12 protein-coding genes are annotated in these 16,499 nt (G+C 67.8%); 6 read left to right on the top strand and 6 right to left on the bottom strand.

Annotated elements, in window-relative coordinates:
• Window positions 1-91: 91 nt before the first annotated feature.
• The 3 genes from ABTZ43_RS09880 to ABTZ43_RS09870 all read left to right on the top strand — a co-directional run bounded on the left by ABTZ43_RS09880 (window position 92) and on the right by ABTZ43_RS09870 (window position 6,014).
• A complete protein-coding gene (locus ABTZ43_RS09880; protein WP_056417778.1) occupies window positions 92-2,929 on the top strand; it encodes an aconitate hydratase in 2,838 nt (945 codons plus the stop codon).
• A gap of 167 nt (window positions 2,930-3,096) precedes the next feature.
• Window positions 3,097-5,037 (top strand): 1-deoxy-D-xylulose-5-phosphate synthase, encoded by a 1,941-nt coding sequence (gene dxs, locus ABTZ43_RS09875; protein WP_350538656.1) that lies wholly within the window; start codon window positions 3,097-3,099, stop codon window positions 5,035-5,037.
• Window positions 5,038-5,105: 68 nt separating this feature from the next.
• A complete protein-coding gene (locus tag ABTZ43_RS09870) occupies window positions 5,106-6,014 on the top strand; it encodes a diacylglycerol kinase family protein (protein WP_350538655.1) in 909 nt (302 codons plus the stop codon).
• A gap of 87 nt (window positions 6,015-6,101) precedes the next feature.
• Here the strand turns inward: ABTZ43_RS09870 and ABTZ43_RS09865 are convergent, their stop codons facing one another.
• From ABTZ43_RS09865 to ABTZ43_RS09850, 4 genes are all read right to left on the bottom strand, one after another.
• Window positions 6,102-8,261: a 3-hydroxyacyl-CoA dehydrogenase NAD-binding domain-containing protein gene (locus tag ABTZ43_RS09865; RefSeq protein WP_350538654.1), complete on the bottom strand. Its 2,160-nt coding sequence runs from the start codon at window positions 8,259-8,261 to the stop codon at window positions 6,102-6,104.
• A gap of 6 nt (window positions 8,262-8,267) precedes the next feature.
• The gene (locus ABTZ43_RS09860) at window positions 8,268-9,473 is read right to left on the bottom strand and encodes a thiolase family protein (RefSeq protein ID WP_056417768.1); all 1,206 of its coding nucleotides are present in this window, start codon (window positions 9,471-9,473) and stop codon (window positions 8,268-8,270) included.
• A gap of 73 nt (window positions 9,474-9,546) precedes the next feature.
• Window positions 9,547-10,740, bottom strand: a complete 1,194-nt coding sequence (locus ABTZ43_RS09855) for a ribonuclease D (protein WP_350538653.1) — start codon at window positions 10,738-10,740, stop codon at window positions 9,547-9,549.
• Window positions 10,733-11,314, bottom strand: coding sequence for a DUF3000 family protein (locus ABTZ43_RS09850; RefSeq protein WP_149422982.1), 582 nt, complete (start codon window positions 11,312-11,314; stop codon window positions 10,733-10,735). The genes ABTZ43_RS09855 and ABTZ43_RS09850 overlap by 8 nt, the downstream gene beginning before the upstream one ends.
• A 25-nt stretch (window positions 11,315-11,339) precedes the next feature.
• On the opposite strand from ABTZ43_RS09850, the gene ABTZ43_RS09845 reads away from it, so the two are divergent.
• Window positions 11,340-12,494 (top strand): alpha/beta hydrolase, encoded by a 1,155-nt coding sequence (locus ABTZ43_RS09845; RefSeq protein WP_350538652.1) that lies wholly within the window; start codon window positions 11,340-11,342, stop codon window positions 12,492-12,494.
• On the opposite strand, the gene ABTZ43_RS09840 is transcribed toward ABTZ43_RS09845, so the two are convergent.
• On the bottom strand, window positions 12,478-12,909 hold the full coding sequence (locus tag ABTZ43_RS09840) for a SufE family protein (RefSeq protein WP_056417757.1): 432 nt from the start codon (window positions 12,907-12,909) through the stop codon (window positions 12,478-12,480). The genes ABTZ43_RS09845 and ABTZ43_RS09840 overlap by 17 nt on opposite strands.
• Before the next feature lie 19 nt (window positions 12,910-12,928).
• On the bottom strand, window positions 12,929-13,822 hold the full coding sequence (locus ABTZ43_RS09835) for a sulfurtransferase (protein ID WP_350538651.1): 894 nt from the start codon (window positions 13,820-13,822) through the stop codon (window positions 12,929-12,931).
• Between the two features lie 149 nt (window positions 13,823-13,971).
• On the opposite strand from ABTZ43_RS09835, the gene zapE reads away from it, so the two are divergent.
• Window positions 13,972-15,021, top strand: a complete 1,050-nt coding sequence (zapE, locus tag ABTZ43_RS09830; protein ID WP_350538650.1) for a cell division protein ZapE — start codon at window positions 13,972-13,974, stop codon at window positions 15,019-15,021.
• Window positions 15,022-15,135: 114 nt separating this feature from the next.
• Window positions 15,136-16,374 carry an ammonium transporter gene (locus ABTZ43_RS09825; protein ID WP_045255048.1) on the top strand — a complete coding sequence of 413 codons (1,239 nt, stop codon included), beginning with the start codon at window positions 15,136-15,138 and terminating at the stop codon, window positions 16,372-16,374.
• The last annotated feature ends 125 nt before the right edge of the window (window positions 16,375-16,499 follow it).

Here is a 16,499-nt window from a genome sequence, read left to right as displayed (position 1 = left end):
TGGTTAGGTCTGCCTTGCTAGCCGCAGGGGCTCGCTGGCGAGCAAGATGGAGGCGCCTGTCGCTCCCATCCGAATAGAAGGAGACGGATTCGTGTCCACGGTGAACAGCTTCGGTGCCAAGAGCACCCTGACGGTCGGCAGCACCGACTACGAGATCTTCCGCATCGACACGGTGCCCGGTTTCGACAAGCTCCCCTTCAGTCTCAAGGTCCTCCTCGAGAACCTGCTTCGCACCGAGGACGGCGCGAACGTGACGAAGGCGCAGATCGAAGCCCTGGGTTCGTGGGACGCCGCGGCAGAGCCCAACACCGAGATCCAGTTCACGCCGGCCCGTGTGGTCATGCAGGACTTCACCGGTGTGCCGTGCATCGTCGACCTCGCCACCATGCGTGAGGCCGTAACGGCGCTCGGCGGCGACGCGAACAAGATCAACCCGCTGTCGCCCGCCGAGATGGTCATCGACCACTCGGTGATCGCCGACCTCTTCGGCTCGGAGAACGCTCTCGAGCGCAACGTCGAGATCGAATACGAGCGCAACGGCGAGCGGTACCAGTTCCTGCGCTGGGGCCAGACGGCGTTCAGCGACTTCAAGGTCGTCCCGCCCGGAACCGGAATCGTCCACCAGGTGAACATCGAGCACCTGGCGAAGGTCATCTACGACCGCGACGTCGACGGCGTGCTGCGCGCCTACCCCGACACCTGCGTCGGCACCGACTCGCACACCACCATGGTGAACGGCCTCGGCGTGCTGGGCTGGGGCGTCGGCGGCATCGAGGCCGAGGCCGCGATGCTGGGTCAGCCCGTGTCCATGCTCATCCCGCGCGTCGTCGGCTTCAAGCTCTCGGGCGAGATCCCCGCGGGCGTCACGGCGACCGACGTGGTCCTCACGATCACCGACCTGCTGCGCAAGCACGGCGTCGTCGGCAAGTTCGTCGAGTTCTACGGTGAGGGAGTGGCGTCCGTGCCGCTCGCGAACCGCGCGACCATCGGAAACATGAGCCCGGAGTTCGGCTCCACCGCCGCGATCTTCCCGATCGACGACGTCACGCTCGACTACCTGCGCCTCACCGGGCGCAGCGACGAGGCCGTCGCACTCGTGGAGTCGTACGCCAAGGAGCAGAAGCTCTGGCACGACGCCTCGCACGAGCCGACGTTCAGCGAGTACCTCGAGCTCGACCTCGGCACCGTCGTGCCGTCGATCGCGGGCCCGAAGCGCCCGCAGGACCGCATCCTGCTGTCTGAGGCGAAGTCGCAGTTCGAGCAGGACATCCTGGCCTACGCGTCGGCATCCACCTCGGACTCCGTCGTCGACCTCGAGTCGAAGCACTCGTTCCCCGCATCCGACCCGGGCTCCGTGCCCGGCGAAGAGGAGCCGGTGACCACCCGTCCGGTGCACATCAACAGCGGCGCCCCGGCGAACGCCTCGAAGCCGGTGCCGGTGACCACGCCGTCGGGGGAGAAGTACATCCTCGACAACGGCGCCGTCACTCTCGCGGCCATCACCTCGTGCACCAACACGTCGAACCCCTCGGTGATGATCGCCGCCGGGCTCGTGGCACGCAAGGCGCTCGAGAAGGGCCTGAAGCAGAAGCCGTGGGTCAAGACGACCCTCGGGCCGGGCTCCAAGGTGGTCACGGACTACTACGAGAAGTCGGGTCTGGACAAAGACCTCGAGGGCCTCGGGTTCTACACCGTCGGCTACGGCTGCACCATCTGCATCGGCAACTCCGGTCCGCTGATCGAAGAGGTCTCCGAGGCCATCAACTCGCACGACCTCGCCGTCACTGCGGTCCTCTCCGGAAACCGCAACTTCGAGGGACGCATCAGCCCCGATGTGAAGATGAACTACCTCGCGAGCCCGCCGCTGGTCATCGCCTACGCACTGGCAGGGTCGATGCACTTCGACTTCGAGAACGATGCACTCGGCAAGGGAACAGACGGGGAGGACGTCTTCCTGAAAGACATCTGGCCCACCCCGGCCGAGGTCCAGGAGCTGGTCGACTCGTCGATCTCCCGCGAGCAGTTCATCAAGCAGTACGCGACCGTCTTCGACGGTGACGAGCGCTGGCGCAGCCTGCCCACTCCGGACGACGACATCTTCCAGTGGGACGAGAACTCGACGTACGTGCGCAAGGCACCCTACTTCGACGGCATGACGATGGAGCTCACCCCGGTGGCCGACATCTCGGGTGCCCGCGTGATGGCGACGCTCGGCGACTCGGTCACCACCGACCACATCTCGCCGGCCGGAAACATCAAGCCCGGCACGCCGGCGGCGCAGTACCTCACCGAGCACGGCGTCGACCGCAAGGACTTCAACTCCTTCGGATCGCGCCGAGGCAACCACGAGGTGATGATCCGCGGCACCTTCGCGAACATCCGCCTCAAGAACGCCATGGTGGCGGCGGTCAACGACGGCCAGGTCGTCGAGGGTGGATACACCCGCGACTTCACCCAGCCGGGCGGCCCGCAGTCGTACATCTACGACGCGAGCATGAACTACCAGGAGCAGGGCACACCTCTCGTCATCTTCGGCGGCAAGGAGTACGGCTCGGGATCGTCGCGTGACTGGGCGGCCAAGGGCACGAGCCTGCTGGGCGTCAAGGCTGTCATCACCGAGAGCTTCGAGCGCATCCACCGGTCGAACCTGATCGGCATGGGCGTCGTCCCGCTGCAGTTCCCCGCGGGCGAGAGCTGGGAGTCGCTCGGCCTCGACGGCACCGAGATCGTCTCGATCTCGGGTCTCGAGGAGCTCAACGAGGGCGTGACCCCGAAGACCGTGAAGGTCACGGCCACCCCGAGCGAGCAGTCGCCCGAGGGCAAGCAGGTCGTGGAGTTCGACGCGGTCGTCCGCATCGACACCCCCGGCGAGGCGGACTACTACCGCAACGGCGGCATCCTGCAGTACGTGCTGCGTTCGCTGGTCTGATCGACCGTCGACAGGTGCCCGATTCTTCGGAATCGGGCCCCTGTCGTATGCCGTGCGCGGTGTCAAGGGGAGCGGTCGCTCCGAGCTTTCACGGATGCCCCGAGGTAGGATCGATCAGGCGTCCGAACCGAACGGATGCCGTCTACGGTGCCTATGAGGAGGTGCAGATGCCGATCCTTCCGAGCATCTCAGGACCCCGCGACCTGGACGCACTGTCCGAGGACCAGCTGGTCGAACTCGCGGCGGAGATCCGGGATTTCCTGGTCGAGAACGTCTCCCGCACCGGCGGGCATCTCGGCCCGAACCTCGGCGTCGTCGAGCTCACGATCGCGCTGCATCGCGTCTTCTCCTCACCCGATGACCCCTTCATCTTCGACACCGGGCACCAGTCGTATGTGCACAAGCTCCTCACCGGGCGCCAGGACTTCTCGAAGCTCCGTCTGCGTGGCGGACTGGCCGGCTACCCTCAGCGCAGCGAGAGCGCGCACGACGTCGTGGAGTCGTCGCATGCCTCCAGCTCGCTGAGCTGGGCCGACGGCGTCTCTCGCGCCCTCACCGCCACCGGACGAGCGGACCGACATGTGGTCGCCGTGCTCGGCGACGGGTCGCTCACCGGGGGAATGACCTGGGAGGCGCTCAACAACATCTCCGACGACAACGACCGCAACCTGGTGATCGTCGTGAACGACAACGGGCGGTCGTACGCACCGACCATCGGCGGCATGTCGCGCTTTCTCAACCGCGTGCGCACGGCAGCGGCCTACAAGGATCTGCATCACAAGTCCGATCGCCTGTTCCGGGCCTTCGGACCCGTCGGTCGTGCAGTCTTCCGCGGAGTGCGGGGAGGAACCCACGGTTTCCTCTCGCGCTTCACGAACAACGAGGCGCTGTACTCCAACCTGGACATCAAGTACCTCGGTCCGATCGACGGACACGATCTGCCCGCGCTCCTCGAGACGCTCGAGCTGGCGAAGTCCTACGGCGCACCGGTGATCGTGCACACGATCACCGAGAAGGGTCGGGGCTACCAGCCCGCACGAGACGACGAGGCGGATCAGTTCCATGCCGTCGGCCGCATCGATCCGGTGACCGGCGAGACGCTCTCGTCGGGCGGCACGGGGTGGACCGAGGTCTTCTCGGACGCGTTGGTGTCGGTGGGCGAGCGCCGTGACGATGTCATCGCCATGACCGCCGCGATGCTGCGACCGACCGGACTCGCCCCGTTCGCCGAGCGCTTCCCCGACCGCGTCTACGACGTGGGCATCGCCGAGCAGCACGCGGTCGCCTCGGCGGCAGGGCTCGCCTTCGGCGGCCTGCATCCGGTCGTCGCGCTGTACGCGACCTTCATGGGTCGCGCGTTCGACCAGGTGCTGATGGACGTCGCGCTGCACCGGGCGGGCGTCACCTTCGTGCTCGACCGCGCCGGTGTGACCGGTCCTGACGGCCCCAGCCATCACGGCATGTGGGATCTGGCGATGCTGCAGATCGTGCCGCACATCCGCATCGCGGCTCCCCGCGACGGGGAGCGTCTGAGGGAGGCACTCGATGAGGCCGTCCTGGTGGACGACGCTCCGACGGTCATCCGCTTCCCCAAGGGCGATGTCTCGCCGGAGCTCCCTGCCGTCGAGCGGCTGCATGACGGCGTCGACGTGCTCTCCAGAGGCGAATCCGAAGACGTGCTGCTCGTGGCGATCGGCCCGTTCGCGGCTCTCGCGATGGACGTCGCCGAGCGGCTGCGCGCTCAGGGCATCGGGGCGACCGTGATCGATCCGCGCTGGGCGATCCCGGTGCAGCCGTCGATCGTGAGCATGGCGGCGCGACACCGTCTCGTCATCACGATCGAAGACGGGATCCGAGTCGGAGGAATCGGCACGCGCGTGCGCCAGGTGCTCCGTGAAGCCGGCATCGATACGGCGGTCGACGAGCTAGGCCTCCCGGACGAGTTCATCGACCATGCCTCGCGGGACCAGATCCTCGCAGACGCGGGCCTCACTGCGGCGAAGATCGCCCAGGATGTGGTCTCCCAGGTGTTGGGAACCCGGATCCCCGTCGCGCGTCAGACCGGCGAGACGGGCACGATCGACCTGCCTCTCCGCGAACGCCGCTGATCGCTCGCCGTGGCGGGCATCGATCGCAGGGTCCGCGTGGGGTGGAGACCGCCGCACGGGATGAAGCGATGAGCGGTCACGTCGCCGTCCTGTCGAATCCGGCGGCCGGAAAAGGCCGCGCGGTCAGGATCGCGGCCGACGCTGTCGATCGTCTGCGCGCCGGCGGCGCGGAGGTGCGCGCCTACACCGGAGCGTCGGCGGCCGAGTCGCGCGAACTCGCCGTGCGGGCGCTGGCGGCGGGGCCCACGGTGTTCGTCGTCGTCGGCGGTGACGGCACCCTGTCCGGCCTCCTCGACCTGCTCTGCGGTCAGAGCGTGCCCGTGGCCTTCGTCCCCGCCGGGACCGGCAACGATCTCGCTCGCGCACTCGGGCTGCCCCTGCGCTCCGCCGCCGGCGCCGCGCTGGTCGCGATGAGCGGCCGCCGCCGCGTGATCGATGTCGGAGAGGTGCGCTCCGGCGAGAGCACCCGGTTGTTCCTCACCGTCGCCGCCCTGGGATTCGACGCCAAGGTCACCGAGCGCACCGATCGTCTGCGCTGGCCGTCGGGCCCGCTGCGCTACTATCTGGCGCTCCTCATCGAGCTCGTCCGTCTTCGCCCGGTTCCCTTCCGGCTGTCTCTCGACGGCGAGCCTGCACGCGATGCGGCGGGGACGCTCATCGCCGTGGGCAACACCGAGAGCTACGGGGGCGGGATGCCGATCTGCGTGGGCGCGACGCCGGATGACGGGCTGCTCGACGTCGTGCACGTCCGGGCACTCGGTCGCCTGCGCCTGGTGGCGCTCTTCCCCCGACTCCTGCGGGGCCGCCATCTGAGCGCCGCGGAGGTGTCGCATCGCCGGGTGCGTTCGGTCGCGATCTCCGCTCCCGGCCTGGCGGTGTACGCCGACGGCGAGCGGGTGGCGACGGGGGAGTGCACGATCGGCGTCCGCGCCGCAGCTCTCACGATGATGGTGCCGGCATCGGGCGACCACGCCTGACGAACCCGACTCCTCGCTTCGGAGTAGACGCGCAGAGAGACCGCAGCGCCGTGCTCGCCGCACGGCACTGCGGTCTTCGGATCGTTGTCAGCGGTTCTCGATGCCGCGGATCTGCGGGGTGTGGAACTCTCCGCCGAAGGCGCGTTCCGAGGCGCCCTCCCTGTCGAGGTACGGCGACGCGCCGCCGTCGATGAACGGCCAGCCGGCGCCCAGGATCAGGCACAGATCGATGTCCTCGACCTCGGGCACGACGCCGTCATCGAGCATCAGCTTGATCTCACTCGCGAGGCCGTCCTGCACCCGCCCCAGAATGGTCTCGGCCGAGGCCGGCGTCGTGCCGACGGCGGGCTTGATCAGCTTCTCCGCCTGCTTCGTCCAGCCGGTCACGCGACCGCCCTTGTCCTTCTCGATGACCGCGTCGAGCTCGGCGAGAGCATGGAAGTTCTCGTTCGCGTAGAAGCGCTCGGGGAACGCGTGCGCCATCGTGTCCTGCACGTGCGCGGCAACCTTCCATCCGACCAGGTCGATCAGCTGGAACGGCCCCATCGGCAGACCGAGAGGGGCGAAGGCCTTCTCGACGTCGGTGATCGGGGTGCCCTCGTAGACGGCCCGCGCCGCTTCGCCCATGACCTTGGCGAGCAGTCGGTTCACCACGAAACCGGGAGCATCCGCGGTGAGCACCGCGTTCTTCCCGAGACTCTTGGCCACCACGAACGCGGTCGAGAGAGCCGCCTCCGAGGTCGTCGGCGTCTTCACGATCTCGATCAGGGGCATCACCGCGACCGGGTTGAAGAAGTGGAAGCCGACGAGGCGCTCGGGATGCTCGAGCTTCGCGCCGATCTCCTCGACCGAGAGCGACGAGGTGTTGGTCGCCAGGATCGCGTCCTCGGCGATGATCTTCTCGATCTCACCGAACACCTGCTGCTTGACACCGACCTCTTCGAACACGGCTTCGATGACGAAGTCGCAGTCGGCATACAGGCTCTTGTCGGTCGTGCCGGTGACGAGCGCGCGCAGCTTGTTCGCGGAGTCCGCGTCCAGGCGGCCCTTGCCCTCGAGCGTGCCGATCTCCTCGTGGATGTAGGCGACGCCCTTGTCGACGCGCGCCTGGTCGAGGTCGGTGATCAGCACCGGCACCTGCAGCTTGCGGACGAAGAGCAGCGCGAACTGGCTCGCCATCAGTCCCGCACCGATGATGCCGACCTTCGTGACCTTCTTGGCGAGGGCCTTGTCGGGAGCGCCGACCGGACGCTTCGCACGCTTCTGCACGAGGTCGAACGCGTACATGGATGCCGCGAACTGGTCGCCCGTGACGAGATCTGCGAGAGCTTCGTCCTCCCGGGCGAAGCCTTCCGCCTTCGTACCGCTCCTGGCCTTGTCGAGCAGCTCCAGCGCGGCGTAGGGAGACTTCGGCACGGTGCCGATCTTCGACTCGAGCATGTTCCGCGCCATCTTGATGGCGATCGGCCACTTGGTGAGGCGTTCGATCTTGCCGGGCTCGTTCTTGCGCTCCACCTTCTTGCCGCCGAGGACGGCGTCCGCCCAGGCGAGCGAGTTCTCGAGGTAGTTCGCCGCCGGGAAGATCGCGTCCACGATGCCGAGGTCGAAGGCCTGCTGCGGCTTCAGCATCCGGTTCTGCTTGAGCGGGTTCGAGATGACGACCTCGAGGGCGTTCTCGATGCCGATCAGGTTGGGCAGCAGGTAGGCCCCGCCCCAGCCGGGGATGATGCCGAGGAAGACCTCGGGGAGCGCGATCGCCGCGGCGGACGCGTCGACGGTGCGGTAGCTCGAGTTGAGCGCGATCTCGAGACCGCCGCCCAGCGCCAGCCCGTTCACGAACGCGAACGACGGGACGCCGAGCTCGCCGAACTTGCCGAGCACCTTGTGGCCGAGCTGCGCGATCAGGCGCGCGTTGTCCCGCGAGCCGACCTTGCTGATGTCCGAGAGGTCGGCCCCGGCGGCCAGGATGTACTGCTTGCCGGTGATGCCGACGGCCTGGATCTCGCCGGCAGCGGCGCGAGCGGCGAGACCGTCGAGCGTCTCGCCGAGAGCGGTGAGCGTGGCGGGGCCCAGCGTGTTCGGACGCGTGTGATCGCGTCCGTTGTCGAGGGTGATCAGAGCCAGCACCTTGCCGGACGCGAGGCGGATGTCGCGCACGGGGGAGTGCGTGATCACCTCGCCGTCGGTGAGGGCCTGGATGGGGGAGAAGTCGACGTTCGCGTACTGTGCGGAGATCGAGTGTGCCATCGGCGCTTACTTCCTCTTCTTGCCGTCGTAGTGCGGGTTCTCCCAGATGACGGAGCCGCCCTGTCCGAGACCGACGCACATGGCCGTCAGGCCGTAGCGCACGTCGGGACGCTCAGCGAACTGCGCCGCGAGCTGGATCATCAGACGTACGCCGGACGCCGCGAGCGGGTGCCCGAGTGCGATGGCGCCGCCCCACTGGTTGACCCGGGGGTCGTCGTCGGCGATGCCGAAGTGGTCGAGCAGCGAGATGACCTGGATCGCGAAGGCCTCGTTGAGCTCGAACAGCCCGATGTCGGCGATCGTCAGCCCGGCCTTCTTCAGAGCCTTCTCGGTCGAGGGGATCGGACCGATGCCCATGATCTCGGGCTGCACCCCCGCGAACGCGAACGACACCATGCGCATCTTCGGCGCGAGTCCGAACTCCTTCACCGCCCCGCCACCGGCGAGCAGCGACATGGTCGCCCCGTCGGTCAGCGGCGACGACGTGCCCGCGGTCACGCGGCCATGCGGGCGGAAGGGCGTCTTGAGTGCGGCGAGATCCGCCATGGTCGTCTGCGGGCGTCGGCCCTCGTCCTCCGTGGCGAGACCCCAGGCGCCGTCGGCGGTCTTGGTCGCGACCGGGACGAGGTCGGGCTGGATCTTGCCGGCCTCGTAGGCCGCCTGCACCTTGTGCTGGCTGAGCATGCCGAACCGGTCGGAGCGCTCCTTGGTCAGATGCGGGAAGCGATCGAAGATGCGCTCCGCGGTCACCCCCATGTTCAGGGCCCCGGGGTCGACCATCTTCTCCGCGACGAAGCGCGGGTTCGGGTCGGCGTTGGCGCCGATCGGGTGGTGCCCCATGTGCTCGACTCCGCCGGCGAGGGCGAAGTCGTACATGCCGACGCCGATCGAGGCGCCCATGGTGGTGACACTCGTCATCGCGCCGGCGCACATGCGCTCGACGGCGAGGCCGGGCACGGTCTGCGGAAGACCGGCCAGGATCGCGACGGAACGGCCGAGCGTGAGGCCCTGGTCACCCGTCTGGCTGGTCGCGGCGATGGCGACATCGTCGATGCGGTCCGTGGGAACCGCGGCGTTCCGCTCCATCAGGCCGATGGTCGCCTTCACGGCGAGGTCGTCTGCGCGGGTGTTCCAGTACATGCCTTTTTCGCCGGCGCGCCCGAAGGGGGTGCGCACTCCATCGACGAAGAAGACGTCCGAGATCTCGGCCACTCTGCCTCCAAGTTTGTGCGGTGGCCTCAGTCTATGGAGGGCCGGAAACCGGGAGGAATCGGTTGGATCGAACCTACGAAGCGTCTGCGGGCGTCTCGTCCGGGGTTTGCGCCGCCTCTACAAAGGCGTCGGCGATCTTCTGTGCGGTCTGTGCAATCTGCCAGGGGCGGGCGCCGAGCGCTTCGAGCGCTGCTCCGATGTCCTCGGCGGTCGGGCCCGGCACATCCCAGGCGACGCGACGCAGGTAGTCGGGGGTCAGCAGGTTCTCGGTGGGCATGCCCATCTCCTCGGCCGTCGCCTCCACCACGGGGCGTGCCGCCTTCAGACGAGCATCGGCCTCGGGATTGCGGTCCGCCCATGCGCGGGGAGGAGGAAGCGTGTCGCTCGGCACGCGTTCGCGCGGAAGATCCTCGGTCGAGCGGCCGTCCACCATGGCCTGCCACCACCGATCGATCTGAGAGCGACTCGCTCGGCCCTGGAACTCCTTGGTGCCGGCGAGGGCCTGCTTGCTCTGGGGGTTGGCGAGCACGGCGGCGACCAGCGACCGGTCCGGAACGAGTCGCCCGGGGGAGACGTCCTGGTCCTGGGCGAACGACTCGCGAGCCTGCCAGAGGGAGCGTGCGACGGCCAGGTTGCGAGCCCCGCGCACCTGGTGCAGTCCGCTGAGCCGTCGCCACGGGTCCTCGCGGGGCGGCTTCGGCAGGCGGGTGAGCGTCGCAGCGAACTCTTCGGCGGCGAACTCGGTCTTCCCCTGATCCTCGAGCTCTGCCTGCAGGATCTCGTACACGTCGATCAGGTGAAGCACGTCCAGTGCCGCGTACTCCAGCCACGCGGCGGGCAGGGGGCGGGTCGACCAGTCCGCCGCGGAGTGCTCCTTCTTGAGCGTGATGCCGAGGGCGTTCTCGACCACGGCGGCGAGACCGACGCGCTCATGACCGAGCAGTCGCGAGGCGAGTTCGGTGTCGAAGATGGAGTGCGGCACGAGGTCGAGCTCCCGCAGCGAGGGCAGGTCCTGGCTGGCCGCGTGGAAGACCCACAGCACGTCTCCGATGGCTTCCTGCAGCGGCGAGAAGTCGCCGATCGCCGGCGGATCGAACAGGAAGACGCCGGCGTCGCGGCGGTACACCTGCACCAGGTACGCACGCTGGGAGTAGCGGAATCCGGATGCCCGCTCCACATCGACGGCGACCGGGCCCGAGCCTGCGGCCAGGGCGGCGCAGGCCGCACGGAACTCCGACACGTCGGAGATCACGGAGTATTCAGTCACGTGCTGCCTTTCGAGCGCCGATCACGGCGATGCCCTCGGAACCGGGCGGAAGACCCGCCAGCATCCCGACCAGCTCGACCCAGGCTTCGACATGGGGGGCGAAGGGGCCATCGGGTGTCCAGGACGCCCTCAATTCTATCTGAGCGCCGTCTCCCTCGAGAGAGAGGGTCCCGAAGCCCTTCGACAGCGTCTTGGTCGACGTGCCGGATGCCGAGTGGTAGACCGCTCCACGGGAGTCCAGGGCGTCGACGAGCCAGGACCAGGTGACATCGGCGAGGAGCGGGTCGGTGCCGATCTCGGTCTCCAGCGGGGCCTGGGCGAAGATGACGATGCGCCATGCGCCGTCCCAGGCGCTGGGGGTGTCGGGATCGTGCAGGAGCACGAAACGGCCGGTGCCGTATGCGGACTCGCCGTCGTCTTCCGGGCGGACGTCAGCGGCGAGCGCCAGCGCATGCGGGGCGAGGCCTTGCGGCGTGGGGATCTCTCGGATCGTGATGTCCGCGCGGAACGCGATATCACGCAATTCGGCCACGGCGTCGTCGAAGATCGTCCCGGCATCGGGGTGTGCGGTCACGGCAACAGGCTAGAGTCAGGAAGCGATGAAGAGTCTCAGGCACGCCGTTGCGCTCCTTGTCCCTGTGCTGCTCGCTCTCGGGGCCGCGATGACCCTGCTCGTGCTGCGCATCGCACGGCGGGTGGTGATTCCGGCGAAACGTCCGGCGGATGCGCGGATCCTCGCTGTCGACACCGGTGCACAGACCATCGAGCTGTCCCGTACGCGCGACACCGAGCTGCCGGGGCGCTACGGCCTGTTCACCTCGGGCACCTATGGCTACGTCAAGCTCGGAGCGGTGCTCAGCGTCGACGCGACCAGTGTGCGACGCAAGCTGCTGACCGAGATCGAGACCGGCGCTCAGGTCGACCGGGATGCGGCGTTCAGCGGCTGGTACTACGCGACGCCGAGCGAGCTGCACCTGCGATGGGAGAACGTGCTGATCGGGTCGCCCGCCGGCCCCTGCCCCGCGTGGTTCTTCCCCGCGGAGTCCTCGACCTGGGTCATCCAGGTGCACGGACGCGGAGTGACGCGTGCCGAGTGCCTGCGGGCGGTGCCGGTGCTCCATGCGGCGGGATTCCCGAATCTGGTGGTCTCGTACCGCAACGACGGCGAGGCGCCGCGCAGCCGTGCGGGGGCCTACGCCCTCGGGGCAGCAGAATGGCGCGACGTCGATGCGGCGGTGGCCTACGCGCTGCGGCACGGAGCCGAGCGGGTGATCCTGATGGGGTGGTCGATGGGCGGTGCGGTGTCACTGCAGACCGCCGTCAACTCGGGCCATCGCCACCGCATCGCCGGGCTCATCCTCGAATCCCCGGTGATCGACTGGCGGACCGTGCTCCGGTATCAGGCCAGGGAGGCGGGGATGCGGGCGCCCCTTCCGGACCTCGCCATGAGCGCACTCTCGGTGCCGTTGACCGCGCGACTCAGCGGGGCGGAGGACGCCATCCCCTTCGACCGTCTCGACATGGTCGCGAGGGCCGACGAACTGGCGGTGCCGATCCTGATCCTGCACAGCGACGACGACGGTTTCGTGCCGGCAGATGCCTCGCACGCGCTGCAGCACGCCCGGCCGGATCTCGTGACGATGCCGAGCTTCTCGGTCGCTCGGCACACGAAGCTGTGGAACTACGACCAGAACGGCTGGAACGCCGCGATCACCGGATGGCTGACCGCGCAGGGTTTCAGCGCTTCTGACTGACCTGCTTCTTGGCGCGCATCAGCATTCCGGTCATGCCACCGATCCGCAGCGGCGAGACGGCCTTGGTGAGGCCGATCGACTGCGGGTAGTCGTCGGGGATCGCCAGCACCTCGTCGGCGGTGAGGCCGGAGATCCCCTGCACCAGGATGCTCGCGAACCCGCGCGTCGTCGGAGCCTCCGGCGGAGCGGTGGCGTGCATCGTGACGATGCCCTCGTCGACCTCGACGTAGATGTAGACGGGCGACTGGCATTCGGCCACGCGCTCGCACATCTCGGGATGATTCGCGACGTCCTCGGAGACCTCTGGCAGCTCGTCGGAATACTCCAGCAGGAGCAGTAGACGATCGGCCTCGGGGGTCTCCAGGAATCCGTCGCGGATCTCGGCGAGGGTGTCAGGAACTCGGCTGGTGCTCATCCCCGTCATTCTCCCACGGTCAGAGAGAACCGGGCTCCGAGCCTGTCACGATCGGCACCCGCACCGCGCTGCCCCACTCGGTCCAGGAACCGTCGTAGTTGCGCACGTTCTCGAACCCCAGCAGGTGCGTGAGCACGAACCAGGTGTGGCTGGATCGCTCACCGATCCGGCAGTAGGCGACGACCTCGTCGCCGTCCGCGAGTCCGGCGCCGTCCCGGTAGATGGCATCGAGCTCGGCGCGCGAGCGGAATCCGCCGTCCTCCGCCACGGCCTTGGCCCACGGCACGCTCTGGGCGGTGGGGATGTGGCCGGCCCGCAGCGTGCCCTCTTCGGGGTAGGCGGGGGCGGTGGTGCGCTCACCGTTGTACTCCTCGGGAGAGCGCACGTCGATCAGCGGGCTGCCGATGTGGGCGAGTACATCGTCCTTGTACGCGCGGATGACGGAGTCGTCGCGCTCGACGATCGGGTACTCGGTCGGCGTGGGCGTCGGTGCGTCGCGCGTGATCTCGCGTCCTTCGGAGATCCAGCGGTCACGGCCGCCGTCGAGCAGACGCACATCCTCATGGCCGAACAGCGAGAAGACCCAGAGCGCGTAGGCGGCCCACCAGTTGTTCTTGTCGCCGTAGATCACGACGGTGTCGTCGCGGGAGATCCCCTTGCGGCTGAGCAGCGTCGCGAAGCCCTCGCCGTCGACGTAGTCACGCACCACGGGGTCGTTGAGCTCGGTGTGCCAGTCGACCTTCACCGCACCGGGAATGTGCCCCGTCTCGTAGAGCAGGACGTCCTCGTCGGATTCCACCACGACCAGCCCCGGTGTTCCCAGGCGCTCGGCGAGCCACTCCGTGCTCACGAGCCGCCCCGGCTCGGAGTACTCGGCGAACTTGGGCGAGGTGGTGTCGAACTCGATGGCCACAGGGATCTCCTCAGACGGTGAGCGGCGATGGTGCAGGGTGGTGACGGCGTAATGTGGAGCCGATACTTCGACGATAGATCCACGCCGTGCGCCCTGCACCCGATTCGTAAGACTTCGACACAGGTGCGCCCCCCCGATACAGGACTCTGATGACCGACACGCCCAGCCGCACGGGCATCGTGCACCTGACCGACCGCCAGCCGACCGTCTCCGGTCCGGAGATGCTGGCGAGCCTCGTCCCGCCGCCGCAGTTCGACGGCGCCACCTTCGAGAGCTATCGGGCGGATGCCGCCTATCCCTCGCAGGAAGAGGCCAAGGAGACGCTGATCCGCTTCGCGGCCCCCGGCGCCCCGATCAAGCGCGGCGGTTTCTTTAGCAGGGCGAAGAAGGAACCCGAGGCCAAACCCGGGGTCTACCTCGACGGCGGTTTCGGCGTCGGCAAGACCCACCTGCTCGCGGCGATCTATCACGCGATGCCGGCTCGTCGGAAGTACTTCGGATCCTTCATCGAGTACACCGCTCTCGTGGGTGCACTCGGATACAAGAACACGGTCGACCTCCTCAAGGGCGCGGATCTGCTCTGCATCGATGAGTTCGAGCTCGATGATCCGGGCGACACGATGGTGATGACCCGTCTCATCGGCGAGCTGGTGCCCACGGGCACGAAGCTCGCGGCGACCTCGAACACTCCGCCGAACGCACTCGGCGAGGGACGATTCGCGGCGCAGGACTTCCTGCGCGAGATCCACGCCATGGCGGACAGCTTCCAGACCATCCGCATCGACGGCGTCGACTTCCGTCAGCGCGCCCTCGACGGTCATGCGGTCGTGAGCGACGACGCCGAGTACGGGAAGGCCATCGAGACGGGGGCCGCGAGCGGCACCGCGTCCGACGACACCTTCGGCGATGTCATCCGCCACCTCGCTCGAGTGCACCCCTCGAGGTACCTCCGTGTCATCTCCGGTCTCGACCTCGTGGGTCTGCGAGACGTGCAGGTGCTGACGGATCAGTCCGAGGCGCTGCGATTCGTCGCGTTCGTCGACCGGGTGTACGACGCGCAGATCCCGATCGTCGCCACCGGCGTGAGCCTCGACCAGGTGTTCGCCGAGGAGATGCTGGGCGGGGGATACCGCAAGAAGTATCTGCGCGCCATCTCCAGACTCAATGCACTTACACACGCGGATCGCAGTGTCGCGTAACGCGATGTTCACACCCGGGGCGCTCCTGTAACGTCGCCGCAACAAACCTCACGCATTCCGGAAATCGGGCCTCGTCACACTGAAGCTCTCAGTTCCCGAATGTGAGGTTTGACTATGGATGCTCCAGGCAACATCTCCTGGGCGATCACCGCGACCGCCCTCGTACTGCTCATGACGCCCGGCGTCGCCTTCTTCTACGGCGGCCTCGTGAAGGCCAAGAGCGTCGTCAGCATGATGATGATGAGCTTCGGCTCGATCGGCCTCGTCGCAGTGCTCTGGATCCTCTTCGGATTCTCGATGAGCGCTGTCGACAGCCCCACCGCCTTCGCAGGCAACCCCTTCGCCGACATCGGCCTCTCCAGCCTCGCGGCCGGTGAAGGCTCGAACGTCGCTCTGCTCGGCGTCGCCTACGGTGCGACGTTCGCGATCATCACGGTGGCCCTGATCTCGGGTGCCATCGCCGACCGCGCGAAGTTCGGCAGCTGGCTGATCTTCGCCGGCGTCTTCGCCACCGTCGGATACTTCCCCGTCGCCGCCTGGGTCTGGGGTGGCGGATGGATCATGAACCTCGGCACCACGCTCTTCGGTGAGGACAGCGGGATCGGCGTGATCGACTACGCCGGTGGTACCGCGGTGCACATCAACGCGGGAGCCGCGGCCCTCGCCCTCGCGCTCGTCCTCGGCAAGCGCATCGGCTTCCAGAAGGGCATCCTGAAGCCGCACAACGTGCCTCTGACGCTGCTCGGCGCCGCCCTGCTGTGGTTCGGCTGGTTCGGCTTCAATGCCGGTGCGGAGTGGCTGTCTGAGGACATGGGCGGTGTCGGACTCATCGGCATCAACACGCTCGGCGCCACCGCTGCAGCCATCCTCGGCTGGATCCTCATCGAGAAGATCAAGGACGGCAAGCCCACCTCCGTCGGCGCGGCATCGGGTGCGGTCGCCGGACTCGTCGCGATCACCCCGGCGTGCGCGAACCTGACGCCGGGCTGGGCGCTGCTGCTGGGTCTGCTGGCCGGTGTGGTCTGCGCACTGGCGATCGAGCTGAAGTTCCGCCTCGGCTTCGACGACTCGCTCGACGTCGTCGGCATCCACCTCGTCGGTGGGCTCATCGGAACCCTGTACCTCGGCTTCTTCGCCACCGGCACCGGACTGTTCGTCGGCGGCGACGCCCGCCAGCTCGCCGTCCAGGTGATCGCCGCGCTCGGCGTCCTGATCTACTCCTTCGTCGTCGCCTTCATCATCGGCTTCGCGATCGAGAAGACGATCGGCTTCCGCGTCACGAACGAGGACGAGATCGCCGGTGTCGACCAGGTCGTGCACGGCGAGGAGGGCTACGCGCTCGCTGACGCCTGACCTGCCGTTAGGGTGACCGTGTGAGCAATCGCAACGGCATCCTGGCACGACTCGCGGAGATCCTCTTCACAGCACTGGGATCTGACCGGGCGTCTCGGACGAACCAAACGACGACAAACACCAGA

This window comes from Microbacterium sp. NPDC097977 (assembly GCF_040302605.1).
Taxonomy (GTDB): Bacteria; Actinomycetota; Actinomycetes; order Actinomycetales; family Microbacteriaceae; genus Microbacterium.
This window is presented reverse-complemented; position numbering and strand designations above follow the sequence as displayed.

What these genes read in the sequence shown, in the direction of transcription:
- dxs (WP_350538656.1), top strand. Translation starts at nt 3,097, where the DNA reads ATGCCGATCCTTCCGAGCATCTCAGGACCCCGCGACCTGGACGCACTG.
- ABTZ43_RS09870 (WP_350538655.1), top strand. Translation starts at nt 5,106, where the DNA reads ATGAGCGGTCACGTCGCCGTCCTGTCGAATCCGGCGGCCGGAAAAGGC.
- ABTZ43_RS09865 (WP_350538654.1), bottom strand. Translation starts at nt 8,261, where the DNA reads ATGGCACACTCGATCTCCGCACAGTACGCGAACGTCGACTTCTCCCCC.
- ABTZ43_RS09845 (WP_350538652.1), top strand. Translation starts at nt 11,340, where the DNA reads ATGAAGAGTCTCAGGCACGCCGTTGCGCTCCTTGTCCCTGTGCTGCTC.
- ABTZ43_RS09840 (WP_056417757.1), bottom strand. Translation starts at nt 12,909, where the DNA reads ATGAGCACCAGCCGAGTTCCTGACACCCTCGCCGAGATCCGCGACGGA.
- zapE (WP_350538650.1), top strand. Translation starts at nt 13,972, where the DNA reads ATGACCGACACGCCCAGCCGCACGGGCATCGTGCACCTGACCGACCGC.
- ABTZ43_RS09825 (WP_045255048.1), top strand. Translation starts at nt 15,136, where the DNA reads ATGGATGCTCCAGGCAACATCTCCTGGGCGATCACCGCGACCGCCCTC.